Origin of the sequence: Stygiolobus sp. RP850M, from assembly GCF_037389295.1 — an archaeon.
Classification (GTDB): Archaea; Thermoproteota; Thermoprotei_A; order Sulfolobales; family Sulfolobaceae; genus Stygiolobus.
This window is the reverse complement of record NZ_JBBHKU010000071.1, coordinates 69467-94471: the sequence shown is the minus strand read 5'-3', so window position 1 is coordinate 94471 and position 25005 is coordinate 69467. Positions and strand designations below refer to the sequence as shown.

The window sequence follows — 25005 nt, the reverse complement described above, 5'->3', positions numbered from 1 at the left end:
GTAGAGCTCCGGGTATTAGGGTGTGAGCTTGCGAATAACGTTGAAATAAATATTAATTACTGAAAAATTCTCAATGTATCATATCATGCTTATGAAATAAATTGAAGAGATCAACAAAGCACTTATTCAGACCCTAACGACATATACCCTGATACTCCATCTCTTATTTTTCTAAGTTTTCAGCCAAACTCGTATGTTCACTTCAAGTTCCTTTATCTTTATAACCGTTACCTTAATGCTACGGCAACTGGTCTACAAGTAAGTAACTACGTTCAATACGGATTATCTCAGATACAGCAATATTTACCTCAATATTACCATATAGTTAAGGAATACGTAGTGGACAAGTGGGCGCAAGGTGGATTCTTCCAATCTGCTGCGTATATGGGCAACCCTCCACATATACCTTCGACCGTTATAATTTCAGGGAATAAGGGGACATATATATTGATAGGTTATTTAATAAACCCGTCTTTAATACAAAATGAGACGCCGCAGTACTTGATAAACCATTTGAACCAGAGCTATATACAATCTGGAGTAAAAGAAATACAAGGTTTAGTCTAGTTTTTCTACGTCTAGGGACATATCGATAGCCTTTACACTGTGGGTTATGTAACCACTAGAGATTATGTCTACCCCAGTTTTTGCGTATTCCACTACATTGTCAGGAGTAATCCTACCCGAGGCTTCTATTAGTATCTTTCCTTTCAGATGAGAAACAACCTCTCCTACTTCATCTGGGGTCATATTATCTAAGAGAATGATATCGGCCTTAGCTTCGTATGCCTCTACAGCTTCTTTTAAACTAGTCACTTCTACCTCTATCTTCTTTGAGAAACTTACGTATTTTCTAACACTCTCTACAGCATTTCTTATTCCACCTAGTAATGTTATGTGATTATCTTTTATCAAAACCATGTCGGACAGATTGTATCTATGAGGGTCTCCGCCACCAACTTCTATAGCGTACTTTTCGAATAGTCTTAAACCTGGAGTAGTTTTCCTAGTTCCAGCGACAACAACATTAGAGTTAACAGTTCTTGCAAGCTTTACCATTAAAGATGTCGCAGTAGCTATCCCAGAAAGTCTGCTAAGTAAGTTAAGCAATGTTCTTTCGACCATTAGGACGTCTTCTCCGTCTCCTTCGAAAATAAGCAATTTGTCTCCTTTTTTGAAATAATTTCCGTCTGGTTTAGCTTCTATGACCTTTAATCGCATGTCTTCTAAGAACGGTACAAGAAACTTATTTCCTGCTAACAAACCTTCTTCTTTAGCTACTACATAAGCTCTACACTTAACCCCTTTTACGGCTTTACTTGTAATGTCCTCAGGCAATACATCTTCTTCTAGGAGTTCTAACAGTCTTCTAGATATAAGTTTTTCTAATATCATTTCTTACATGCCTGGATGAAATTCTTAAATACTTCAATCCCTTTTTCCGTATGTTTAACCTCAGGATGGAACTGAACCCCGAAAATAGTATTATCACTGTTCACCATAGCTTGTACTTTAGCGTTCTCGCTATGTGCTAATACTCTGAACCCATTAGGCGGTGATATAACCTCGTCTGTGTGACTTTCCCAAGCCTTTATAGATGGTTTTAAACCTCTTAGTAACGTATCCTCATCGTCAATCATAACGTTAACTAAGCCGTACTCTGGGTTCTTAGCTTTGTTTACTTCTCCTCCTAGAACTTTCGCTATTAACTGATGTCCTAAGCATATACCCATTTTAGGTAAAGTGGTTTTCAGTACATATTCTTTAGCATTCCCCATTTTATCTAATTCCGTTACTACGGAATAAGGGCCTCCACCGAAAATGACGCAATCGAAATTATTTAAGAAGTCCACTGGTTTGTCAGGAGTGACGGCTACAGCCTCAACCCCGAGGTATTTAAGATCTTTCACGATAAGGTGGTTATACTGTCCTCCAAAGTAAATTACAGCTATTTTCACTGCGAGTCAAATACTTATCTCCTTAGGATTAAAGCTTTTATATTCCGAACATAAGTTCGATATTAAATGATCTATATTATAGGCTCCGGAATTGCAGGTCTCTCCGCAGCTGTATCATTGAAAATATCGGGTCATAAAGTTACGGTAATTACTAAGAAAGTAGATGGAGGGTCCACCCCAATAGCCAAAGGCGGTGTTGCTGTATCTGTCTCTGTTAATGACAGCCCGGAATTACATGCGGAGGATACGATCAAAGTAGGAGATGGACTTTGTGATATTAGAACAGTTAGATATGTTACACAAGAGGGGAAACACGCTGTCGAAACTCTTCAGTCTTGGGGATTTGAATTTGATAAAGGGCTGAGACTAGAGGGAGGCCATTCAAGGCGTAGAGTGATGTATAAGACTGATGAGACTGGAGGGCAGATATTCAGGTTTTTGTTAAACAAAGCGCGTTCTCTTGGGATTCCAGTTGTAGAAGACATGGTGACAGATTTGGTAGTTAAAGAAGGAGAGGTCAGAGGTTTTGTCACAAAAACAAGAGGAATCATAGAGGATGCGGATAAAGTCGTCTTGGCTACCGGTGGTTATTCATACTTATTTGAGTTCACATCTACACAACCTACTAACATCGGAGAAGGAATTGCTATGGCTTTTAAGGTAGGAGCTGTGCTGGGCGATATGGAATTCGTTCAATTTCATCCTACTGTAGCAAAATTGGACGGAGAGACCTTCCTTATGACCGAAACGCTGAGAGGAGAAGGAGCTAAAGTAGTAAATGAGAAGGGCGAGAGATTTCTGTTTAAATACCATCCCAAAGGAGAATTAGCTCCTAGGGACATATTGTCAAGGGCTATATATATCGAGATGTTGAAAGGTCACCGGATTTTCATGGATTTAAGGGATATAGAAGATTTTCAGAAAAAATTCCCAGTGGTCGCTTCTTACCTAGCCAGACACGGAAGAGATCCTAAGAAAGATCTTATTCCTATATCTCCCGCTGCTCATTTTGTAGACGGAGGAATAAGAGTGAATATTAGGGGAGAGAGCAGTGTGAAGAACCTTTACGCAATAGGCGAGATAAGCGATAGTGGTCTTCACGGTGCTAATAGGCTGGCCAGTAACTCCCTGCTTGAAGGGCTAGTCTTCGGAATTAATTTACCACAATACGTTGACCTTCAACGGGAGGGAATAACAACTGAAGACGGAATAATGAAAACTTTAAAACTCATTGAAGATGAAGGAATAGGTAATACCTTAACATTAAACGAAATTAGAAAGTTAAACTGGGAAAACCTGGGGATAATTAGGAACCACGAGAAATTGTCAAAACTTACTTCAGTATATTATCCCTCAAAAAGTAGACCAGAGATTTTGATCTCATATCTAACGGCATTAGCTGCGGACATTAGAACAGAAAGTAGGGGTAATCATTATAGAGAAGACTATCCGTTCAAAGATCCGAGATGGGAAAAGAGAATATACTTCAGAGTTTTTAATTCTTAAAACATGGAGTGTAGAGCTGCTATAGTCGTCCTAGTTTCGAAGAACGGTAGGATTCTAGTAATTAAGAGAAAAGAGAGTCCTAATGATCCTTGGAGTGGACATATAGCATTTCCAGGTGGAAGAAGAGAGAGTAGTGAAACATGTGATGAAACAGCAGTAAGGGAGTGTATCGAAGAAGTGGGAATAAAGCCTAGATTAGTTAAAGACCTAGGAGTATATTTCCCTAATAACGCTCCTGATATGAAAGTGAGAGCCTACTTAGGTTGTGTAGATGAAGAATTTATTCCACAGATCCAGAAGGACGAGGTCGATATGGCAATATGGATAAATCCTAAGCAGTTGGAAAGTAGAAATGACGAATTTTATTATAATGGTTTTAGGATATGGGGGATGACTTTCAGAATTTTAAAGGACGTTCTAGAAAAAAGATTCTATGAAGAGTGCTTAAAGAAATAGTTCAGTCCGGCAACGATTCTTCACTGGTCGGTTCCGTCTTCACTCATCATTTCAACAGTAAATTCTCATACTCCTTAACATAGTTTACGCTTCTCTTTGTATCGCTGAATAGTTTAGATGCTTCTTCTACGTCCTCCGGCATTACTACATCCCTACCCTTCTTTTGAGCTATCACTAGTGATGGTTCGAGTAACTGTACTGAGTATCTTAAGCTGTTCTCAACTCCTAGTTTAGTAAGTAACTCTAGCGCTTTTTCGTCAAGTTTTACATCTATTTCGTCAGCACGTATTTTTATTATCTCTTTTATTTCGTCTCGGTTATATGGTCTCGTAGGTATTATCAATAATCTATCCAATAGATCAAGCGGCATTCCGTGCGGAGACTCCATATCAGTTCCTCTTATCTTTGTTATGCCTCTATTAGTTGCAAGGATTAGTATAGGGGCTAGATCGGATTCAAGTGCTTTGGTGAGAAATGAGAAGGCTTCAATGTCTAGCATGTGTGCGTCATCTATGAATAGTACCCCTGGAATTAGTTCCGCTTCTCCTTTACTTACCATATCCTTTACTAACTTGTCTACTTGCTTTCTGATATCTTGGTTTATTTCTCTCTCTGTAAAGAAACTAAACAAAGCAGTAATTGATATGCTTTGTGCAGCTATGTTTAAGTCTAAGTCGTGGAGAGTTACGGTGAAGGTGATATCTTTTTCCTTTTTTACTTGTCCGCTCGGTACTTCTACCTGCCTTACAACGTCTACATCGTATGTCTTTTCTCCCTCTATTCCTTTAGCTCTACCAACTCTAGATATCTCACCTGTTTCAGCATCAATCCATATCACGTCTCCCTTTCTTATGTTCATTTTCATTAATTGAGCAGCTATCGCGTCTCCGACGTTTAAAGTCCTCTCATCATCCTTAGTAGCCAAAGTTATTTGGGCTTCTCTTGGCATTACTGCATATGGGTTTAATCTGCTCCTTGCCACCTTTAGCTTCATATCCTTCACAACTCCCTCGTATACCGTTCTCCTCTGTTTAATCCTGACACCTAAAGATTTTCTTATTGCTTGTGTTAAAATCTCAGTTTTCTTTAACTCCGTTGAGTATATCTCTGATGCATTCATTATAGTAAACGGAGTGTCCTCACCTAGTTCTCTAGCTATTGCAATTGCCAGTGCTGTTTTACCAGTGCCGGATGGGCCTACAAAGAGGACACCTTTCCCTGCCATTTTACCTTGTTTTATAAGTTGGACTACTATTCCAGCTGCTTCTCTAGCTTCCATCTGACCTACTAGCCCATCAGCCTTAAACTTAGGTTTTCCCTTTTCATCTAGTCCTAGTCCTGATATATGGCTGTGAATAGACGCTTTCTCTCTTTCTACTTTTTTAATTTCTCTTATCTCGGCCATCAATTTTAAATTATAAAAAATGCTTTTGAGTTTAACTCAAAATTAATACGAAGTTATACTTATTTTCATTTACTGAATAGAACTATCGATTTCCTTACCTATTGTTACGGCTCTCTGATAAGCAGATTCGACGGTTTTTATAACAGCAGACTTGACCCCCTCACTTTCCATAACCATAAGACCGCGTATAGTAGTGCCTGCAGGAGTTGTAACTTGGTCTCTGAGAAACACTGGATGCGTCTTACATTTCTTAAGCATAGTGACTGTCCCTTCCACCATATCTAAAATAGCATTATAAGCAAGGTCTCGGGGCATACCACAAGCTACGGCACCAAGAGCAAAGGCATCTATAATCTCAGCCAAGAAAGCAGGACCACTTCCTATAATTGCTGTCCATGCGTCTAGCAACTCCTCCTGAACCCAATACACGTTTCCTATTAAAGAAAAGATCTTCTCAACGATCTCGTCTTTTCCTGGTGTTATTGCTGTAGTAGCCTTGGCTACAACAGCGTTAATGTTAGGCATTGCTCTAAATACTTTAGCTCCTCTAAGGAGTCTTGAAAGCGTTGCCAGTCTCACACCTGCCATTACTGAGACAACTATTTTTCCTTCCCACAAATTAGTGTCTATTTCTGAGAGTAACGGTTTAAAGTGTTGAGGTTTTACACTGATGATTATTACGTCAGCTTGACTTACGGCGTACGAGTTATTTCTCGTTGAGTTTATGCCAAGTTCTTGGACTTTTTTTAATGTAGTTTCGTTTCTTGCCGTTGCTATAACTTCGAAATCATCCTTAATAGATCTAGCAATTGCTGTACCGATCTTCCCAGAACCTAAAATAGCTACTCTAACCATTTAGAAGATTTTTAATAACTATTGTAAATATTCTTTCTTATGCCACAATACGAGATCCAAGGAGATGATTTACAGTACCTTAAGGTATATTTATCTCCAAACGAGGGAATATATGCCGATGCAGGACACATGATAATAAAAGATAACACTGTTACTTTGCAAACAAAATTAAGAGGCGGTCTTTTATCCGGAATCAAGAGGGCATTAACTGGTGGTTCGTTTTTTGTAACTGAGTTCTACGGTCCTGGACAAGTAGTACTGTCGGGGATATTCCCCGGCAAAATAGTCCAAATTCCGTTACAAGGTAGAGGGATTCTTGCCGAGTCCCACTCCTTTTTAGCCGCTGAGACCACTGTAAATTACGATGCTACTTTATCCAGACTGACGGCTGGAATATTAGGAGGAGAGGGGCTTTTCTTAGCAAGATTTACCGGTTTCGGCAACTTATTCCTACACTCTTATGGCGGATTAATTGTAAGGGATCTACAACCAGGTGAAACGATACAAGTTGAAGCTTCTCACTTAATGGCATTTGAGGAAGGAATGCCTTACTCTGTCCAGCTTGTCGGAGGACTTAGGTCTATTTTCTTTGCCCATGAAGGACTTTTCTTTGTTACTATAACTGGCCCTGGACGGGTATGGTTGCATACATTAACGGCCGAACAACTCGCTTCAGCACTAATCCCATATCTGCCCAGTGGGCAACAAGGTGGTATTCAGCTTCCGTTTTAAGGTGTTGGGATGTTCTTTATTGTGGAACCTAAAAATAAGTATATTTATGTAAAGGGAAGAGGAGTAGCAGGGAAACAGATAGTTTTCCCTACGTGGGTTCCAGGATCGTACTTCATAAGAGAGCAAGAGAAGAACGTCGTGATGCTAAGAGGAGCTTCCCTTGTTTCCAAGAACAAGTACTTTCTCACTGATGACGAATTTGAGTATGTCTATTCAGCAATATCTAAAGATCAAAGAGAGACTATTTCGACGGTAGATTATATATTTATAAATCCCGTGTCAGTTTTTCCTTATCAGGATTTAAACGAAGAATACTGTATAAGCTTAAAATTACCTAATAACTGGGTAGTACACACTACTTTGAAGGAAATTGGAAAATTTACATATTGTGCAAGGAACTATGATGAGTTTGCGGACTCACCTATTCAGGCCTCCCCTAAATTGAATCTGATTAAGGTTACCGAGTTTCACTCGATTTCCACAATCAATAACGTCAACGAGCTGGAAAAGTTATCTAAAGTCCTTAACTTTCTAGATTCCTCTTTATCAATTGAGAATGAAGACAAACAAAGCTACATATTCTTCTTCAGGCGTAGTGATGTAAACTTCGGCGGTATAGAGCACGAGAACTCATCGGCAATTGTTGTACCGTGGAACAGAGAGGATTTGCTGTGGTTATTTGCCCATGAATATGTGCATAAGTGGAATGTCAAGAGGTTAAAACCTAGAGAATTAATGCGTATTGACTATGAGAGGGAAAATTATACGGAACTACTGTGGTTTGCTGAAGGAGTTACTGACTACCTAGCATTCTTGTCTCTTGTGCTGAGTAAGGTAATTGACACACAACAAGGACTAAAGTCTATTTCGAATATCCTCTCGAACTTGACCTATCCTGGGATAAAGAGGATGAGCTTGGCAGAATCATCAAAACTAACGTGGATAAAGCTTTATAAACGTGACGATAATTTCCTTAATATAGGCGTTTCGTATTACGACCTTGGGTTCGTAGTAGGTCTGCTCATGGACTTGAAAATAAGAGAAAACAGTGATAACCATTACGACATTTATTCGATGTTTAAGGCTCTCTACTTGAGGTTCAAAGAGACCGGTTATACCTATAGTGATATAAGAAACGTTGCAGAAGAGTATGGGGTTGATTTCCTCGACGAACTAGTATATAAGAGGGATCCTCCCATCTTTAAGCACCTTTCGAAGTATGTTGAAGTTGAGTTTGTGGATCGAGGTAAACCTTACGTTGGTATAAGGCTAGAAGCAAATAAGATTACTTTTGTTGAGGATGGTTCACCTGCAGACAATGCTGGTCTATTCCCAGGGGATGAGATAATCGCAGTGAACGGTGTAAAAGGAGCGAATATTCAAGAAGGACAATCACTAGACTTGTTAATTGTTAGAGATGGTGTTGTAAAGCAATTTGAGGTTCTTCCCGGTAGTAATCCGGGGCATACAGTTAAGATAAAGACCAATGGTAGTATTTTCGAGAAGGTTTTCGGCAAAGGTGAAGGTGTATCAGACAAGAAGTTAATTTAACTTAGCTAACAGTAATCACTCTTAGTGACTTCTCTAATTCTCTCATCGCCACCGATTTCCTTAATGAACTTATAGACACTCTTCGGTACTAGCTCTTCCCATTTCGGATCTTTTTCTAGCATCAACTTTCTTATTCTAGTAGCATTATATATCTCTCTATTAAATATCGGCACTTGATCTGTTAGATATCCTGCTTCTTTTGCCACTGTGTATACTAAAGGGTTTCCACTTACTATCACATCAAACGGTGGTGAGTACATTTCTACTATTCTTACCCAGTTCTTGTTTGTAAAGGATTCCATCATAGGGAACAGAATAACCTTTCGAAAATCTACGCCGTACTCCTTTAGGCTCTCTCTTATCATTATAAGTCTCTCCCCGGCTGTGAAGGGATTATAAATCGAATGGCTCTCCTGGCCACTTCCTATAAGGATAATTACTTTATCGTACTTATTCAATAACCATTGGATAGCAGCCATATGCCCTAGATGAAAGGGCTGAAACCTACCTGGAAATAGAGCCCTCATTTTTCTCACTCAGTTTGTAAGCTAATTCAACAAATTTGTCGGGGTTCATAATATGGTAGGGGTCTATTAAATCCTTTATTCCCTTCATTATTTTTAAGACCTCTTTACCGTTATGTGCACTAAGTTGCTCAGCCAGTACCTTAGCCTTCTGAACTCCTATACCATGTTCTCCTGATATGGAACCTCCTAGCTCTATCGCTATCTTAGCGACTTCTTCAAAGATCTCTTGAGCTTTTAGTGGGTCGTCTAGAATTATGTTGGGGTGTAAATTACCGTCGCCTATATGAGCTATTACCGGCATTCTTATGTTATATTTCTTTTCGATCTCTTTTATTCTCTTTATAGCATCAATTAAACGGGAAACGGGTACTACTATGTCCTCTACATACATTAGTTTCGCTTCTGCCTTAAGCGCTATTGCCGATTGTGCTCTGATTGAATATATTTTCTCTGCTTCATCTCCCTCGGTTATTATGTATTTTTTATCCGCTAGAAGATCTCGAAGTTTTAGTAAATTTTCTTCTTCAACTGAAATAATGAAAACGCCCCCTCCGCTCTCATCGAGTCTCGCATTTAATTGTCTATTTAAAGCTCTCACCACTTGGTCATCAATATATTCGGCTATTTCAGGAAGGATTCCCTTCTTTCTTATGTTAAAAATCAATTCCCCAGCTTCCTCTATATCATTTACATAAACTAACAGTGTGTAAATTTTACTTTGAGGTAAAGGTATTATCCTCAGCCAAATCTCGGTTATTATTCCCAATGTTCCTTCACTGCCTACGAACAAGTGTAGAAGGTCGTATCCTCCTCTGTTTTTCCTTAGGGGTTCTCCAATTTTCACAACCTTTCCGTTAGGTAAAACTACCCTTAATGCTAATACCCAGTCTCTGAAAGTTCCGTATTTTACCCCTCTCATTCCACCTGAAGCATTAGCAGTAGCCCCGCCAACTGAACACAGAAAGTAACTTGCAGGGTCCGGTGGAAAGAAAAATCCTTTTTTGCTAAGTTCTACATTGAGTCTCTCGAGATTTACTGCAGGTTGGACTCTAACATACCAATCTATCTCGTTAATTTCTAAGATCTTGTCCATACGTTTCATGTCTACTAAGATACATCCTTCACACTGTAGGTGACCAGCAAGGCTTGTCCCAGCACCATAAGTTACAATGGGGATATTGTTATCCCTAGCGTAATTGACTATCTTTACTACTTCATCTTCATTTTTTGGGTAAGCGATAATCTTAGGTTTTATTTTAAATCCTGCAAAGTCCTCCCTTTCTTTTCCCTCTTCTATTTCAATCCCGTCTAGCACATGAATATTATGAGCTTTCCGAAATTTATGAGTATATATTTAAATCAAATCGACTTTTAGTGTGTAGTGCTAAATCTTTGATGATCCTTTTTTTTATAGACGGATTTATAGGGACAGCCCACCATAATAAATATTGGATGAAGAACAGCGGATCTGCAGAGTGTGATGATGAGTGTACTGGGTTAGAAAAGGTATCATAGGCGGATCCCCTATACCTTACACCCGAGACGAGTTAGAAGAGTGGAGGCAAAGAGGAGTAAAGAGAGTTCTAATTTTGCCCGAGGATTGGGAAATAGAAGAGGCATGGGGCAACGTAGACTATTATTATGAGACCTTAAAAGAACTAGGTTTTGAGTACTATCATATTAAGATACCAGATGGTCATCCTCCTACTATGGAGCAATTTATCATAATTTATAATTGGCTTAAACAAGGAAAGGGTAATCTAGTTCACTGCGTAGGCGGTATGGGAAGGACTGGAACTGTGATAGCGAGTTACTTAGTTTTATCTGAAGGTCTAGATGCAGAATCTGCTATAGATGAAGTAAGGCGATATAAACCTGGTGCAATCCAAACTTATGAGCAAGAGCTTTTTGTATTAGAAGTGGAAAGGTTGAAGGGCAAGTGGAAGACCCACTTTTAAATTTCTTAGTAAAGTTTCAGTATTTAGTTGCTAGGAATGTAAGTATAACCCACTTAGGAGTAGAAAACGTGAAAAGCGTATGTGCTTTAGACATAGCATACAAAGGTAATATAGGTTATGCAGTGGTAGTTTACTTTGACGGCAACAGATACGAGCATTACGTCTTCACTGGTGAGGTAAACTTTCCCTATATTCCTACGTTTTTATTCATGAGGGAGGCTCCATTAATGATGAAAGCTCTCGAAAAATACCAAGACCAATGCCAACTAACGCTAGTTGATGGTCACGGGTTAGCCCATCCCAGAAGGAGCGGAATAGCTACAGTCATAGGTGTTTTACTGGATATTCCGACAATAGGTGTAGCTAAATCGAGGTTGTTCGGAGAAGAGGTTAGAGAAGGTGAAGAAACTTACATACTTGTTAACGGAGAAAAAGTTGGTGTAAAACGAGGGAAATATTATTTTAGCATAGGTAATAAGGTGGATTTAATCGACGTGATCACGTTATCCAGGCTCGGTTATCCCGAAGCACTTAAGTTGGCTGATAAAATTTCTAAAGAGACAAAGAGAAAAAGGTGAAATTCGCTTTTATAAAAGGTTAAAAAGTTAACAGATAACTTCTAATTATGAAAGTCACCGTAGAAACTCCCGATATTCCCGAAGAAAAAGAAGTCGAATTAGATCCTTCTACTACTGCTCTGATAATAGTTGATATGCAAAACGATTTCGTGAGAAAGGAAGGGAAGTTATACGTACCTACGGCAGAAGCTACAATTCCTGCTATTAAAAGATTGATACAAAAAGCGAGAAGTGAAGGGGCTTACGTTATTTATACTCAGGATTGGCATATGAAGGATGATCCGGAATTCAAAATTTGGGGAGAACACGCTGTTGCAGGAACTTGGGGTGCTGAAATCGTAGACGAGTTAAAGCCTGAGAAAGACGATTTCTTAATAAAGAAATACAGATACGACGCGTTTTTCGAGACCCCGTTAGATTATATATTGAGAGTGAAGGGGATTAAGAACGTAATTATGACCGGAACAGTAGCTAATATCTGTGTGCTTCACACGGCTGGTAGTGCGGCTTTGAGGTGGTATAACGTGGTTGTGGCAAAGGATGGTATTTCAGCTTTAACAGAATTTGATTACTATGCGTCATTAAGGCAAGTAGATTTTCTGTATAAAGGAAAGATTTCTACCTCGGAAGGGATAAAATTTATTACTAGAAAGTAACGAATGATGAGACATGGATTATTACGCTATCGTACATAACGATTTTGATGGAACTGCGTCTGCTGCGATATACGCTAGGGCTGTTAACTCTTTACCGAAAAAAGTGTTTTTTACAGAGCCTACTAAGATCCACAATTTACTAAAGAGCTTGGAATTAAGAGGAGTTTATAAGATTATGATAGCTGATATAGGTTTAAACGCATCTACTTTAGACAATGTGATAGAGAACTTAAAGAAATTAATAAGTCAAGGAGCAGAAATAGAGTGGTTCGATCACCATGTGTGGAAGGAGGAGTGGAAGAGGAAGCTACAAGAAACAGGGGTTAAAGTGTATCACGATTTGTCTACATGTGGTGCAGGAGTAGTAAATAAGAATCTGAATCCGCAAGACGAGTTCTCAAGAAAGTTGGCTAGTGCTGACTGTTCAGTAGACATCTGGCTTCATGATGATCCCATGGGTGAAAAATTAAGGCGTGTTGTGGAGTATAATAAAGACTATAAGTGGAAGGAGTACTTAATCAATAAGTTTTACAATGGAGTTCTATGGGATGATGAATTTGAAAAGATTTTGCTCGATCAAATAGACAAGGAGTTAAAGGGTTACGAGAACTTACATAAATACACTAGAGTTCTGAATATCAACGGAAAGAACATAGTAGTGGCTGTGAGATGGAGGGGACCTCCGGATATTAGTTATGCCTCTCAATTCTTGATGAACCGATACGGTGCATTAGTTTATGCATCAGTGAACGGAAAGGCAATATCGTTTAGAAGTAACAGCATAGACGTGAGGAGGTTTGCCGAGAAACTAGGTGGCGGTGGTCACATACTAGCAGCTGGTGCGGGTCTTAAAGCTCCATTCTGGAGGTTTCTCCTTCATAGGCTAGGAATTAGGGGTCCGTTGTTAAATTGGGCCTCTGACATAGTTAAAAAAGTCGTAACTGAGACCGGTTTTATAAATTATGAAGGTAAGAAGAACGTAACTATGTGAAGAAAATTGTGAAAAGATGTATGTCTCCTTTTAAAATAAAAGATTTTTCGTTTTACTTTTGATTAGAAATACTTTAAAAAGTCGAAACGTTTTGAGATCATAGTGATTCTAAAATGGTCAAACTATATCAGAAGTTTCCTGATACACAAGTTCTAACCACTAAAGGTCCAATAGACTTCTATAAAGATGTATTCGGCAAAGGAAAGTGGTTATTCTTATTTGCACATCCCGCTGACTTTACGCCAGTATGTACTACTGAGTTTGTAGCCTTCTCTCAGAAATATGAAGAGTTTAAGAAACTAGGTGTAGAATTAATTGGATTAAGCGTTGATAGTATTTATTCACACATACAGTGGTTAATGGATATAGAGCAGAGGTACGGTGTAAAAGTACCCTTCCCAGTAATAGCTGACCCTGATAAGAAGTTTGCAAGAATGTTAGATGCATTAGACGATGCATCAGGTCAGACTATAAGAATTGTAGTGCTAGCTTCGCCTGACGGTATAATCAGGTTTGTAGCTCAATACCCGTTAGAATACGGTAGAAATATTGATGAGTTACTTAGGATAACTAAGGCAGCAATAGTAAACTATAAGGCAAAAGTCGTACTACCGGCAAACTGGCAACCTGGACAAGATGTAATTGTACCTCCGCCTACTGTATTTGACGAAGCTGAAATGAGAATGAAGCTACCTAATGCCAAGGCTTGGTACTTATTCTTCAAAAAATACGACGAGTTACCTCCTGATCAAAGAGTCTAAATTTATTAATAATATTTTTTTATTTGCTGGAAATGCTACGTTGTAGACTCTAGTTTTTCTCACTTCTCCATAAACTACTTTGGCGTAGTGTGCATGTCCATGTATAGCTAGATCTGGTAAACATTCCGTTGTTTCTAGTATCTGATATCCAAGATTGGGGTAGATCGATTTCTTTTCACCGAAAACTGTTCGAAAAGTTGGTGCGTAATGGGTAAGGAGGATCTTCAAATCTCCTTTGCTTTCGCAGAGTAATTTTTCTATCTTTTCTTTCCTCTCTTGATAAGTTCTTTCATCTACCCCGTGAAGCATCTGCCATTTTGTAGGTTTCTCCAAGATACCTTCACTACCTACTATAACGATTTTTAACCCTTGTATCTCTACGGTCGTAGATTGTTCCTCTAGCCATATTATTTCACTAAAAAACTTCCTATAGTACTCCCTCTTGTCGGTAAAGTCCTCATTTCCGAAAACAGCAATGGTCTTATACTTCTTTAGGACTTCGTAAATCGGAGTAAAGTGCCTATATTCCCCTTGTTCTGCCAGATCTCCAGCTAGTAAAAATAGCGAAATCTCCGCCTCTCTAATTTTGCTGAAAGATGCAAAGAACTGAGTTAGATATTTGGGTGAATGGAGATCAGACGTTGCAGCTATCAACATCAATTTATATTTATCTCTAGCAATTAGAAAAGTATTGTGAGATTAGAAGGTATAGCTGATTTACCCCTCCATGAGGGCAAAGTCCCTTCCTGGTTAGCCTCTATAATGAAGAGGCTATCAAAAGCTATTATAGACGTTATGATTATAGAATGGGGCGAGGAAAAAGTATTAGAAAGATTATCAAACCCCCTGTGGTTTCAAGCATTCAACAACGTAATAGGTATGGATTGGGACTCATCTGGATCAACAACTGTAACCTTGGGAATATTAAAGGAAGTAGTAAGCATTGACGATGAAGGCATTGCTGTATTAGGAGGAAAAGGTAAAAAAGCGCTTAAAGTCCCAGAGGAATTAAGAGTTCTAGACAAAAAAATCGACGCGGATGTCGGGGAACTGGAAAGGGCAAGTAGGCTAGTTGCTAAAGTAGATAGCGTATTAGTTCAAGACGGTCACACATTATATCATCATTCTATGTTAGTTACTAAAAGTGGCAAATGGGCGATAATACAACAAGGCATGAATCTTAAGACAAGATATGCTAGAAGATATCATTGGTTCTATACAAGAAAATTTACGATAGAACCTCACCAAGGTATAGCTGGGATAAGGCATGATGTAGCCATAGATAGTGTAAGAAGTGATAGAGAGAATACACGCAAACTACTTCTAGATTTAATAAGGGATAATCCGACTAAAGTGGTATCCCAGATAGAAATGGCACAGAACCTGCTTAAAGGTCAGTCTACACTGTTCTCTCAAGCGTTTAACGTGAAAATATCTCCTAAAGTAAAGTTAATCTACATGAAACCTAATGACTTGAGAAGGGTCAAGGAAGTGTTGAATAAGGTCTATGAGTCTAACCCAATAAACCTAGAGGAGGCATTATTGAATGGTATAGGACCTTCTACGGCGAGGGCATTGTATCTTGTAGCCGACTTAATCTACAATGAACCACCGTCTTACGAGGACCCTGTTAATTATCCTTATGATCCGTTTAAATACGCATATGCCATAGGAGGTAAGGACGGCATACCTTTTCCCGTGAATAGGAAGGTAGCTTATGAAGTAATTTACACCTTAGAAGATATTATAGAAAAGATAAAAGTGGAGAAGAAAGATAAAGAGTTTGCTTTAAGTAAATTAAAGGAGTTGGCTAAACATGGAGATAAAGAAGGGTCTTGAGGACGTTTATGTTAAAGAGACGGAAATAACTTATATAGACGGTGAACTAGGTAGACTTTATTATAGAGGATATTCTATTTACGACTTGGCTGAATTTTCCAATTTTGAAGAAACTAGTTACCTTATACTTTACGGGAAGCTACCTAACGTATATGAGTACGAGAATTTCGTTAAGTCTTTGAGGGAGTCAAGGGGTATTTCAGATAGGGTTAAAGAATTTTTAAAAGGCGTAAAAAAGAACGCTTATCCCATGGACGTACTGAGAACAGCAGTCAGTATTATGGGGCTCGAGGAAAATTCTCATACTTACAGTGTTTCAGAACAGAGTATAATTAACCTAATATCTAAATTTCCTACTATAATTTCTTACTATATCAGATTAAGAAGGGATTTAGAGCCTGTAGAACCAGATACTAGCCTTTCACACGCTGCAAATTTCCTCTACATGGTTAATGGAACAAAACCTAGTGAAGAGGAATGTAGGGCAATGGACGTTGCCATGATTCTCCATATAGATCATGAAATGAATGCGTCCACTTTCGCTTCCTTGGTAGTAGCATCCACACTTTCCGACATATACTCGGCTATTATAGCAGGCATCTCGGCGTTAAAAGGTCCGTTACACGGAGGTGCAAATTATGAAGCGCTCAAGATGTTCAGGGAAATAGGAGATGTAGAAAATGTAGAGAAATACATTCTTAATAGACTGGCTAATAAACAAAGGATAATGGGTTTTGGTCATAGAGTTTATAAGACTTATGATCCAAGGGCTAGAATATTGAAGGACTATGCAAAACTGTTAGCTGAAAAAAAGGGAGGAGAAATTAGGAGACTTTATGAGATAGCCGAGAAGGTAGAAGAAATAGGAATTAAACATCTAGGATCAAAAGGGATATACCCTAACGTAGACTTCTACTCTAGCATTGTATTTTATGCGCTAGGCTTCGAGCCAGAGTTCTTCCCGACGGTTTTCGCGTCGGCTAGGGTTACTGGATGGATAGCACATATATTAGAGTACGTGAAAGATAACAAGATAATAAGACCTAAAGCGTACTATAAGGGTGAAATAGGCAGGAAATATATTCCTTTAGATAGTAGATAATGGCATAGCATAAACGTTTTAGAGTAGGTTTTTAACTTTCATGTAAGGAGATAACTTAAATGATTAAGTTTAAACTGAATAAAGAGGAGGAACTCTTTATTAAACTAGTGAAGATTGGCGAGGACCTGAAAGTTGCTTGTGATAATCTTAGACAATTATTCGTTGGAGTTTTAAATAATGAAGAAGATACCGTGAATTCAAATATAGTTAAGATCAAGACGGTAACCGAAAGGATAGCAATGTATAGAGAGGAAACATTATCCATTATATATGGTGGCGCGTTTTTACCGGATTTTAAGGAAGCTATTGTAATGCTAACTCAGGCATTATATCAAACCAGTGCTGCAATAAAAGACGCGGCAAGGGCTGTATCTTCTAGAAAACCAGCGGAAAAATGTCTCATTAACTTGAGGGAGAGCATATTATCTTATTTGTCTACGATAGATGAGGCATCAGAGAGGCTGGAGGATATGTTATCTAAACTATCCAATGATATCAATGAAGCGCTAAAAGTAGGGAAAGAGATACAAATGTTGGAGAGAAGTGGTGATGAGCTAAAGGATATGCTCATTTCAAGACTATATTCAATGGAGAAAGACATAGACCTCATCACTATCCTTCAGATGAGGGATGTGATATTCTTCTTAGATGACATTCTTGACTTCATGGAAGATGCTACGTTAAGTATTGAAGTCCTCTATGCTACGTTAAAGTCCTAATATGCTCCTTAAAATCCCATAAGCCGCCAAGCTTACAATCATTGCCAACATAGGGGAAACAATCCATCCTTTCGCAATTTGTTTCAACTGCCTTTGAACGTCATATCCAAAGCTTCTCAAACTTAATCCTATTATTCCACCCATTATTGTCTGCGTTATTGATATGGGGACACCAAAAATGGTAAATACCTCAGATATTATGTCACTTCCTATAAGTGCTGAAGAAGCGGCAGTGTACCCGAGCCTTGTTATTCTAAAACCTACCGTTATTACAGCCTTTCTCGAACTTAAATAAATTCCTAAGCTTGCTGCAGCAGCGTAAATTGGTGCCGTAATGTAGAATGGTTCGCTGATTAGTCCAGCAGATATAATTATTCCAATTGCGTTAGCCCCCGTTACGAAAGAAGTAAAAATAGAGGAAATTATTAGACCGTATTTATAATATCTAATTTCTCTGATGAAATTTCTTTTGCTCTTTAGGAATTTCTTTAGAAAGAAATACATAGAAAGTGATGTAGCTATGGCGACTAAAGGTGAAAGAATCCATGACAACACGGTGAAGTCGAATTTACCCCAGTCAAATCCTATTGTACCTCTTGCTATCAGCACTACACTGGCTAACGAAGGGTAAATCATCTGGCTTAATGATGCTGGAATTCCTATTTTATTAAGGTAGTAAAACGTGACCGTAGAGGAAAAAAGAATAGCGGAGAGTACTATTTCCAAAAGTAAAAAGTTCTGTGAACTTACTAAACCGTAAATGCTGGATTCCATAGTAATGCTACCGATCGACGCTCCTGAGAACAGTGAAATGGCATTAATTAGGTAGGATAATCTCCTCCTTAACACATTAGTTGAGATTAATATTCCTAACGCTATCGCAGAGTTATTTCCACCAACTAAAAATGATGAGATCAAACCAATGACAAATATAAAATATTCAAGTAAGTTCGAACTACTCACTACCATCCTTTCTTTCTAACTCCTTTATATATGCTATTATAGCGTCTCTAATCAAGTCACTTCTGTTACTATAACCCATTACTTTAACCATCTCGTCTATTTCTCTGAGAAATTCCTCCTCCAGTTTAAAGGAGATCGTCTTAACACTATTGAATTCGAGTTCGTATGTAATTTCGTCTAGTTTTTTAACACCATTCATAGGAATCACAAATCTCATTTCCTTCCATTTAGAAAAGTCTTTCCTAGTAAAAAGGGCTTAGTAATCTTTTTATAGTGATAGAATTGGTTAATAGTCTAATTAGGCAATATCCTACTTTGGCGATGCGGATAAATTCTTAAAAAGGCTTTTGTTAATAGTATTTACATTTTAAAAATGACATGTATAAGCGTTGATTCATTACCTGTGAACGAGAAAATTAAGGATATCCTCAAAAAAAGGGGGATTCAAAAACTTAATCCACCACAGACAGAGGCTGTTCAAAAAGGCTTATTAGATGATAAACCCTTACTTATTGTTTCTCCTACAGCTTCCGGTAAAACTCTGATGGCTGAACTCGGAATGGTAAGTCATCTCATAAACAAAGGAGGAAAAGCAGTCTATGCTACACCTCTCAGAGCCCTAACTAACGAAAAATACATTACTTTTAAAGACTGGGAACAGTTAGGGCTGAAAGTGGCAATGACCAGTGGGGATTATGACAGTGATGACTACTGGTTAAAGGACTACGATATTATAGTTGCGACCTATGAGAAGTTAGATTCCCTATGGAGGCATAACTCTCCTTGGCTTAAGGAAGTAGACTACTTTGTATTAGATGAGTTCCACTATATGAATGATCCTGAAAGGGGACCAGTAGTTGAAAGCGTAGCGGTAAGAGCTAAAAGAAAAGGGACAATTTTAGCCCTGAGTGCGACTATCGGGAACTATAAACAGATCGCAGAGTGGCTAAAGGCAGATGTAGTAGCTACCAACTGGAGACCAGTACCTTTAAAGGAAGGTGTGCTATATGTTGGCAATAAAAAGAAGGACTTTGTAGTAATGTATAAGGACGGAACGTTCAGAAAGGTATACGGCGAATGCCCTATTGTAGCATACGCCCTAGACGTGATCTCTAAGGATGGTCAAGTCTTAATATTCAGGTCTTCTAGGAAGTATGCTGAGGCTACCGCAGTTAAGATCTCACAATACATGAATTTTGTAAAATTAAACGATAAAAAACTTCACGAAGTAGCAGAGAGGGTTAAGGAAGTAGAAGACGGAGGAAGCAATGAAAAAGAGGCACTTTATAACCTAATACTTAAAGGAGTAGCATATCACCATGCAGGATTGTCTAAGGGGTTACGCGATATAATCGAAAACGCATTTAGAGATAGGTTCATCAAAGTCATAGTAGCTACTCCGACACTTGCTGCCGGTGTTAATTTACCGGCTAGAGCTGTAGTTATAGGTGATATACATAGATTTAATAGGAAGGTCATAGGTTTCACGGAATATATTCCAGTGATGGAGTACAAACAGATGAGCGGAAGGGCAGGTAGACCCGGATTTGATGAATACGGAGAGTCTGTGGTGGTTGTGAGGACGAAGAGTGAAGTAGACAAGGTTATGCAGAGGTATCTGAACTCAGATGTCGAGCCTTTAGAGTCAAAATTGGGATCAGAAAGTGCATTCTATTCCTTTATCCTAAGCATAATCTCTTCCGAAGAAGACGTGACCGAAAAGACTTTGACCGATTACATACAAGACACTTTACTTCCGAAGGAGCTAGCAAAGAAATATTTTAAGCAAGCTTTAAACTGGTTACTTGATAACGAGTTTATTGCTCAAAAGGATGAGTACTTAACTTTAACGAGGTTTGGCAGGAGAATTTCAGATTTATATCTTAACCCGTTCACAGCCGTTACAATAAAGGATGCACTTACCCGAAATGAAAAAAGGTGTGAAATAGCCTATTTCCATATGCTTGCATACACTCCAGACGGTCCCTTAGTAAGTATAACTAAGGCTGAAGAGGACGTCCTATTAGACGAGCTAGACTGCGAACTATTCATAGAAGAGCCTTACGACGAGTATGAACTATCGAACTATCTTTCCTCCCTTAAAGTTGCATTCATTATGAGGGATTGGATAGAGGAAGTAGACGAAGACACTATCTTAGGTAGGTATGGAATAGGTTCCGGGGACTTAAGAGCTATCATTGAAACTATGGATTGGCTCACCTACAGTGGCTTCCATGTAGCCTCAGTACTTGGTCTGAAGGAACATAAAGAGGTATTAGAAAAACTCCACATGAGAGTTAAGGACGGGGTAAAAGAGGAATTAATTCCCTTGATTAAGGTCTCGGGAATAGGAAGAGTGAGGGCTAGATTACTCTATTCTCACGGGATAAAGACACCGGAGGAGATAATAATGAATCCTGAGAAAGTGAAACAATTGTTAGGACCAAAATTAGGTGAAAAAATTGTCAGAGAAGCTGCAAGAGCTATTACTTAGGTTTTTGAACGGAGAGAGGCAATTTAGTGGGGATTGTGAAACATTAAAGGAGTTAATTTTATTACTCAAAGCATTAGGAAGGGAGGTAAAGATCGAGAAAAAAGAAAAAGGTTTGTGTTATGTTATAGTGGAATATTACCGTGCTTCTTAGGATACCTGTATTCTCTCTTATTCCTCAACATTTCAAGAGCAGCAGCTATAACTCTCCTAGTATCTTTGGGTTCAATTACGTCGTCAACCAATCCCTTCTCAGCTGCCCAGTATGGGTTGGCGAACAACTTCCTATACTCAGCTATCTTCTGCTTTATGAAGTCGTCTGGGTTACTTGCTTGCTGAATCTCTCTCTTGTATAAGATCCTTACGGCACCCTCCGGTCCGGTTACAGCAATTTCTGCCGTAGGCCATGCGTAAACTAGGTCAGCACCTAAGCTTTTAATGCTCATAGCTATATGGGCTCCGCCATAAGATTTCCTGACAATCATTGTTATCTTGGGCACAGTAGCCTCAGCAAAGGCATATAACATCTTAGCACCGTGTCTAATTATTCCCTTATACTCTTGGTCGGTCCCCGGAACATATCCTGGTGTGTCTACTAAGCTTATCAATGGTATGTTAAACGCGTCACAGAACCTGATGAACCTTGCAGCCTTATCAGCTGCATCAATATCGATTGAACCTCCGAACTCTTCTGGGTTATTAGCTACGATTCCCACTACGTTTCCACCGATCCTAGCGAATCCTACTATTATATTCCTAGCCCAGTGTTTGTGAACTTCTAAGAACTCGCCGTTATCAACTATTCTACTTATTATTTCCTTCATGTTATACGGTTTTGCTGGGTCATCTGGCATTATTTGATCTACTCCGCTAACATCTCTGTCTATTGGGTCACCAGTGTCCATGTAAGGTGGTTCTTCCATATTGTTTGAAGGTAAATAAGATAACAATTTCTTTGCCGTGTTTATTGCTTCTTGTTCACTGTCAACCATAAAGTGCACTACACCGGATTTACTAGCGTGAACAGCAGCTCCCCCTAAGTCTTGGAAGGTAACTTCTTCGCCTAATACTACTTTGGTGATCTCTGGACCAGTTACGAACATATAGTAAGCGTCCCCTTTGATCATGATAATGAAGTCGGTAAGTGCTGGGGAATACACTGCTCCTCCTGCAGCTGGTCCAGCCATAATAGTTATCTGTGGAATTACTCCAGAGGCCATTACGTTATTCTTGAATACAAGACCATATCCTTCTAGTGCCATTGCTCCTTCTTGAATTCTAGCACCACCTGAGTCGTTAATTCCTACTACTGGCGCACCTACCTTAAGTGCTAATTCATAAATCTTTCCTATCTTTGCAGCGTGCATTTCCCCTAAGGTTCCGCCGATTTCCGTAAAGTCTTGAGCGTAAGCAAAGACAGTCCTTCCGTCTACCTTACCCCAACCAGTTACCACACCGTCACCGTAATATCTTTCTTTATCGAGCCCGAACTCTGTAGCTCTTGTAGTGGCGAACGTCATAATCTCGTTAAACGTGCCCTCGTCAAATAATAGTGCAAGCCTTTCTCTGGCTGTTAGTTTACCTTTAGAGTGTTGTGCCTTTATCCTTTCGTCTCCTCCTCCTTTATATGCTTTTTCTTTTCTTTGCCTTAATTCATCTAATAATTTTTCATATGCGGATTTTTCAGCTGACATAGTTCTCCTCACCTATTGATTATATATTACCCATACTTAGTTTTAAATTTTTATACATTTTAAACATTTGAAAAAATCTTATCACTTAATTATTAATAATAAGTCTCCTTTCTTTACACCTTGTCCCGGCTTTATCATTATCTTTTGTACAGTTCCTGAAACTGGAGCTGATATGATTGTTTCACTCTTCATAGCTTCAATAGATAATAACGGTTGACCTTTGTTTACAATGTCGCCCTCTTTTACTCTTACCTGAACTATTCTTCCCTGCATTGGCGAGAGTATCTCGCCCTCTTTTCCTCTTATTAGTTCTTCTAAAGACTTTCCTTCCTCAACTGCGCTCTCTGATATTCTGTCGATCTTGAAGAGCGTCTCATCATCTATTATGATAAATCCGTTGTCAAAGTATACTCTATGGATCTCCCCGTTAACTTTGAATAATAACTCACCTTCTCTCCACCCAGGGCCTAAGTATTCTATTTCGTATTCTCCTATCTCGGTCTTTATCTTGTCTTTGTTGCCTTTTTGGTCGTAAGTCATAGTAGTTACATCGCCTAAATCCGAAAATACTCTGAGTATTTTCATTACCACATCACCCTATAAGAAGACTGAGCTGCAATACCGTAGGTCTTCCATCCAGAGGATCTTCTTGTTGTATTTTGCTGTTGTTGAGTAGATATTGTTGCTTTCTTCATATAACCTCTCTCATAAATTGATGCTGCTAATGCAGCCTTCATATCTTCCTTAGCCTTCAGGTATTTAACAAATTGTTCCCTCTTCTCTGAAATGTATGCTGTTGTGAACTTTCCTTTTAAGAAGTCCTCATCTCTGGATATCCATTTGTATAACTCGATAACAGTCTTAATTCCTCCAATCTTATAGTCATTTAACGCTCTTATACCAGCTTGTATTGCATATTCTCTATTCTCACCATAAACGATTAATTTAGAAACTAAAGAATCATAATACGGAGGTACGTAGCTACCAGCAGTTATACCACTATCTACCCTTACTCCAGGGCCTGAGGGCTCCTTGTAGTAAGTGACATATCCAGAGCTACCGGTGAAGTCATTTATAGGATCTTCAGCAGTAATTCTATATTCTATAGCATGTCCTCTATATCTCTTATTTAATTCCTCCTGCGTAAAAGGTAAATAACCATCAGCTGCGAGATTTATCTGCAACTTCACAAGGTCTATTCTGAATATCAATTCAGTTACTGGGTGCTCTACTTGTAGTCGTTTGTTCAATTCTAAGAAGTAGAAGTCTCTAGTTACGTCAGAGAATACGGTTTCAAATGTACCCAAAGTGTGATACTTTATAATTTGTCCGAACTTGATAATGGGTTCGAACATTCTCTCTCTGTCTTCCATTTTCAGAGCTGGAGAAGGTGCTTCTTCTATCAACTTCTGGTTTCTCCTCTGGATAGTGCATTCTCTCTCCCATGCTACTACGTAATTTCCATGTCTGTCTCCAATTAACTGGAATTCTATGTGCCTCGGATTAATAGCTGCTTTTTCGATATATAGATCAGCTTTACCGAACGCTTGATATGCTAATCTTTTATTCCTATCCCAAACCTCTTGTAATTGCTCTGGATTATCTACTCTAGTTATACCAGTACCTCCTCCTCCGAATGCAGCCTTTACCATAATTGGGTAACCTATTTTTTCCGCTAGTTTCAGGGCTTCATCTAGGCTTTCTAATGGTCCGTCGGAACCGGGTGAAATGGGAACTCCTGCCATTTTAGCTATTCTCTTTCCGTCCAACTTACTCTTTATCGATCTCATTGCTTCTACCGAAGGCCCTATCCATGTCATGCCAGCTTTTACTACTGCTTCCGCGAAGTCAGCGTTTTCTGACAAGAATCCGTAACCAGGGTGGACAGCATCTGCATGCGCTTTTTCAGCAGCGTCGATAATTGCCTGAATGTTCAGGTAGCTCTGTAACGCAGGAGCAGGCCCAATATAATAAGCTTCATCAGCATACTTCACATGTAAAGCGTATTTATCAGCTTCAGAGTATACAGCAACGGCTTTCATTCCCATCTCTTTAATTGCCTTCATTACTCTTACTGCTATTTCTCCTCTGTTTGCTACGAGAACTTTATTGAATGGTGGCATTTTAAGTCATAATATTACTGTTTTAGGGGTTTAAAAGGTTTTAACTTTACAAATTGTTTCGTGTAAATTTAAAAAAAGAAAAGTTCAGTGCTCGCGCTTTGTCATCATACTCAGTTCCCGGATTCCACATCATCTTTTTC

Annotated in this window: 26 protein-coding genes and 1 pseudogene; 15 read left to right on the top strand and 12 right to left on the bottom strand. The window is 38.9% G+C overall.

Annotation, left to right across the window (positions count from 1 at the left end; all coding sequences use genetic code 11):
* Positions 1-129: 129 nt before the first annotated feature.
* A pseudogene (locus WIW52_RS09960) lies at positions 130-567 on the top strand (DUF929 family protein); the annotation flags it as partial.
* Here WIW52_RS09960 and nadC read toward each other — a convergent pair.
* Positions 559-1392, bottom strand: coding sequence for a carboxylating nicotinate-nucleotide diphosphorylase (gene nadC, locus WIW52_RS09955; protein ID WP_337710235.1), 834 nt, complete (start codon positions 1390-1392; stop codon positions 559-561). The pseudogene WIW52_RS09960 and the gene nadC overlap by 9 nt on opposite strands.
* Positions 1392-1958 carry a GMP synthase subunit A gene (locus WIW52_RS09950; RefSeq protein ID WP_337699677.1) on the bottom strand — a complete coding sequence of 189 codons (567 nt, stop codon included), beginning with the start codon at positions 1956-1958 and terminating at the stop codon, positions 1392-1394. The genes nadC and WIW52_RS09950 overlap by 1 nt, the downstream gene beginning before the upstream one ends.
* Before the next feature lie 66 nt (positions 1959-2024).
* Here WIW52_RS09950 and WIW52_RS09945 point away from each other — a divergent pair, with 66 nt between their 5' ends.
* Positions 2025-3464: an L-aspartate oxidase gene (locus WIW52_RS09945; RefSeq protein WP_337710228.1), complete on the top strand. Its 1440-nt coding sequence runs from the start codon at positions 2025-2027 to the stop codon at positions 3462-3464.
* 3 nt (positions 3465-3467) lie between these two features.
* A complete protein-coding gene (locus tag WIW52_RS09940) occupies positions 3468-3920 on the top strand; it encodes an NUDIX hydrolase (RefSeq protein WP_337710226.1) in 453 nt (150 codons plus the stop codon).
* Positions 3921-3966: 46 nt separating this feature from the next.
* On the opposite strand, the gene WIW52_RS09935 is transcribed toward WIW52_RS09940, so the two are convergent.
* Both WIW52_RS09935 and proC read right to left on the bottom strand, forming a co-directional pair.
* Positions 3967-5325 carry a RuvB-like helicase gene (locus tag WIW52_RS09935; protein ID WP_337710225.1) on the bottom strand — a complete coding sequence of 453 codons (1359 nt, stop codon included), beginning with the start codon at positions 5323-5325 and terminating at the stop codon, positions 3967-3969.
* Positions 5326-5394: 69 nt separating this feature from the next.
* Positions 5395-6180, bottom strand: coding sequence for a pyrroline-5-carboxylate reductase (gene proC / locus WIW52_RS09930; protein WP_337699684.1), 786 nt, complete (start codon positions 6178-6180; stop codon positions 5395-5397).
* A gap of 39 nt (positions 6181-6219) precedes the next feature.
* On the opposite strand from proC, the gene WIW52_RS09925 reads away from it, so the two are divergent.
* Positions 6220-6912: a TIGR00266 family protein gene (locus WIW52_RS09925; RefSeq protein WP_337710222.1), complete on the top strand. Its 693-nt coding sequence runs from the start codon at positions 6220-6222 to the stop codon at positions 6910-6912.
* 9 nt (positions 6913-6921) lie between these two features.
* Positions 6922-8463 (top strand): M61 family metallopeptidase, encoded by a 1542-nt coding sequence (locus tag WIW52_RS09920; RefSeq protein WP_337710220.1) that lies wholly within the window; start codon positions 6922-6924, stop codon positions 8461-8463.
* 5 nt (positions 8464-8468) lie between these two features.
* On the opposite strand, the gene WIW52_RS09915 is transcribed toward WIW52_RS09920, so the two are convergent.
* On the bottom strand, positions 8469-8990 hold the full coding sequence (locus WIW52_RS09915) for a nicotinamide-nucleotide adenylyltransferase (protein ID WP_337710218.1): 522 nt from the start codon (positions 8988-8990) through the stop codon (positions 8469-8471).
* Positions 8968-10305: an FAD-binding oxidoreductase gene (locus WIW52_RS09910; RefSeq protein WP_337710216.1), complete on the bottom strand. Its 1338-nt coding sequence runs from the start codon at positions 10303-10305 to the stop codon at positions 8968-8970. Before WIW52_RS09910 ends, WIW52_RS09915 begins: the two co-directional genes overlap by 23 nt.
* A gap of 172 nt (positions 10306-10477) precedes the next feature.
* Between WIW52_RS09910 and WIW52_RS09905 the strand changes: the two genes are divergently transcribed.
* The 5 genes from WIW52_RS09905 to WIW52_RS09885 all read left to right on the top strand — a co-directional run bounded on the left by WIW52_RS09905 (position 10478) and on the right by WIW52_RS09885 (position 13934).
* Positions 10478-10948 carry a phosphatase domain-containing protein gene (locus WIW52_RS09905; RefSeq protein WP_337710215.1) on the top strand — a complete coding sequence of 157 codons (471 nt, stop codon included), beginning with the start codon at positions 10478-10480 and terminating at the stop codon, positions 10946-10948.
* Entirely contained in the window at positions 10930-11526 is a 597-nt protein-coding gene (locus WIW52_RS09900) for an endonuclease V (RefSeq protein WP_337699695.1), read from the top strand. Before WIW52_RS09905 ends, WIW52_RS09900 begins: the two co-directional genes overlap by 19 nt.
* A gap of 47 nt (positions 11527-11573) precedes the next feature.
* Positions 11574-12182, top strand: coding sequence for a cysteine hydrolase family protein (locus tag WIW52_RS09895; protein WP_337699696.1), 609 nt, complete (start codon positions 11574-11576; stop codon positions 12180-12182).
* A 13-nt stretch (positions 12183-12195) separates the two neighbouring features.
* Positions 12196-13173, top strand: a complete 978-nt coding sequence (locus WIW52_RS09890) for a DHH family phosphoesterase (protein WP_337710213.1) — start codon at positions 12196-12198, stop codon at positions 13171-13173.
* A 113-nt stretch (positions 13174-13286) separates the two neighbouring features.
* Positions 13287-13934 carry a peroxiredoxin gene (locus WIW52_RS09885; RefSeq protein ID WP_337699699.1) on the top strand — a complete coding sequence of 216 codons (648 nt, stop codon included), beginning with the start codon at positions 13287-13289 and terminating at the stop codon, positions 13932-13934.
* Here the strand turns inward: WIW52_RS09885 and WIW52_RS09880 are convergent.
* A complete protein-coding gene (locus WIW52_RS09880) occupies positions 13911-14591 on the bottom strand; it encodes a metallophosphoesterase family protein (RefSeq protein ID WP_337710212.1) in 681 nt (226 codons plus the stop codon). The two genes, WIW52_RS09885 and WIW52_RS09880, sit on opposite strands and share 24 nt — an antisense overlap.
* Positions 14592-14627: 36 nt before the next feature.
* Between WIW52_RS09880 and WIW52_RS09875 the strand changes: the two genes are divergently transcribed.
* The 3 genes from WIW52_RS09875 to WIW52_RS09865 are packed head-to-tail and all read left to right on the top strand — an operon-like array spanning position 14628 to position 17594.
* Positions 14628-15773, top strand: a complete 1146-nt coding sequence (locus WIW52_RS09875) for a DUF763 domain-containing protein (protein ID WP_337710211.1) — start codon at positions 14628-14630, stop codon at positions 15771-15773.
* On the top strand, positions 15751-16875 hold the full coding sequence (locus tag WIW52_RS09870) for a citrate synthase/methylcitrate synthase (RefSeq protein WP_337710209.1): 1125 nt from the start codon (positions 15751-15753) through the stop codon (positions 16873-16875). The genes WIW52_RS09875 and WIW52_RS09870 overlap by 23 nt, the downstream gene beginning before the upstream one ends.
* A gap of 59 nt (positions 16876-16934) precedes the next feature.
* Entirely contained in the window at positions 16935-17594 is a 660-nt protein-coding gene (locus WIW52_RS09865) for a DUF47 domain-containing protein (protein ID WP_337710207.1), read from the top strand.
* Here WIW52_RS09865 and WIW52_RS09860 read toward each other — a convergent pair.
* Together WIW52_RS09860 and WIW52_RS09855 are read right to left on the bottom strand one after the other, a co-directional pair.
* The gene (locus tag WIW52_RS09860) at positions 17583-18563 is read right to left on the bottom strand and encodes an inorganic phosphate transporter (protein WP_337710205.1); all 981 of its coding nucleotides are present in this window, start codon (positions 18561-18563) and stop codon (positions 17583-17585) included. The two genes, WIW52_RS09865 and WIW52_RS09860, sit on opposite strands and share 12 nt — an antisense overlap.
* The gene (locus WIW52_RS09855) at positions 18550-18774 is read right to left on the bottom strand and encodes a ribbon-helix-helix domain-containing protein (RefSeq protein ID WP_337710204.1); all 225 of its coding nucleotides are present in this window, start codon (positions 18772-18774) and stop codon (positions 18550-18552) included. The genes WIW52_RS09860 and WIW52_RS09855 overlap by 14 nt, the downstream gene beginning before the upstream one ends.
* A gap of 156 nt (positions 18775-18930) precedes the next feature.
* On the opposite strand from WIW52_RS09855, the gene hel308 reads away from it, so the two are divergent.
* On the top strand, positions 18931-21051 hold the full coding sequence (gene hel308 / locus WIW52_RS09850) for an ATP-dependent DNA helicase Hel308 (protein WP_337710202.1): 2121 nt from the start codon (positions 18931-18933) through the stop codon (positions 21049-21051).
* On the top strand, positions 21020-21202 hold the full coding sequence (locus WIW52_RS09845; RefSeq protein ID WP_337710200.1) for a hypothetical protein: 183 nt from the start codon (positions 21020-21022) through the stop codon (positions 21200-21202). Before hel308 ends, WIW52_RS09845 begins: the two co-directional genes overlap by 32 nt.
* On the opposite strand, the gene WIW52_RS09840 is transcribed toward WIW52_RS09845, so the two are convergent.
* The 3 genes from WIW52_RS09840 to WIW52_RS09830 all read right to left on the bottom strand — a co-directional run bounded on the left by WIW52_RS09840 (position 21174) and on the right by WIW52_RS09830 (position 24865).
* Positions 21174-22742, bottom strand: a complete 1569-nt coding sequence (locus WIW52_RS09840; RefSeq protein ID WP_337710199.1) for an acyl-CoA carboxylase subunit beta — start codon at positions 22740-22742, stop codon at positions 21174-21176. The two genes, WIW52_RS09845 and WIW52_RS09840, sit on opposite strands and share 29 nt — an antisense overlap.
* 81 nt (positions 22743-22823) lie before the next feature.
* The gene (locus tag WIW52_RS09835) at positions 22824-23327 is read right to left on the bottom strand and encodes a biotin/lipoyl-containing protein (protein WP_337710197.1); all 504 of its coding nucleotides are present in this window, start codon (positions 23325-23327) and stop codon (positions 22824-22826) included.
* Positions 23327-24865: an acetyl-CoA carboxylase biotin carboxylase subunit gene (locus WIW52_RS09830; protein ID WP_337710195.1), complete on the bottom strand. Its 1539-nt coding sequence runs from the start codon at positions 24863-24865 to the stop codon at positions 23327-23329. Before WIW52_RS09830 ends, WIW52_RS09835 begins: the two co-directional genes overlap by 1 nt.
* Between the last annotated feature and the right edge of the window lie 140 nt (positions 24866-25005).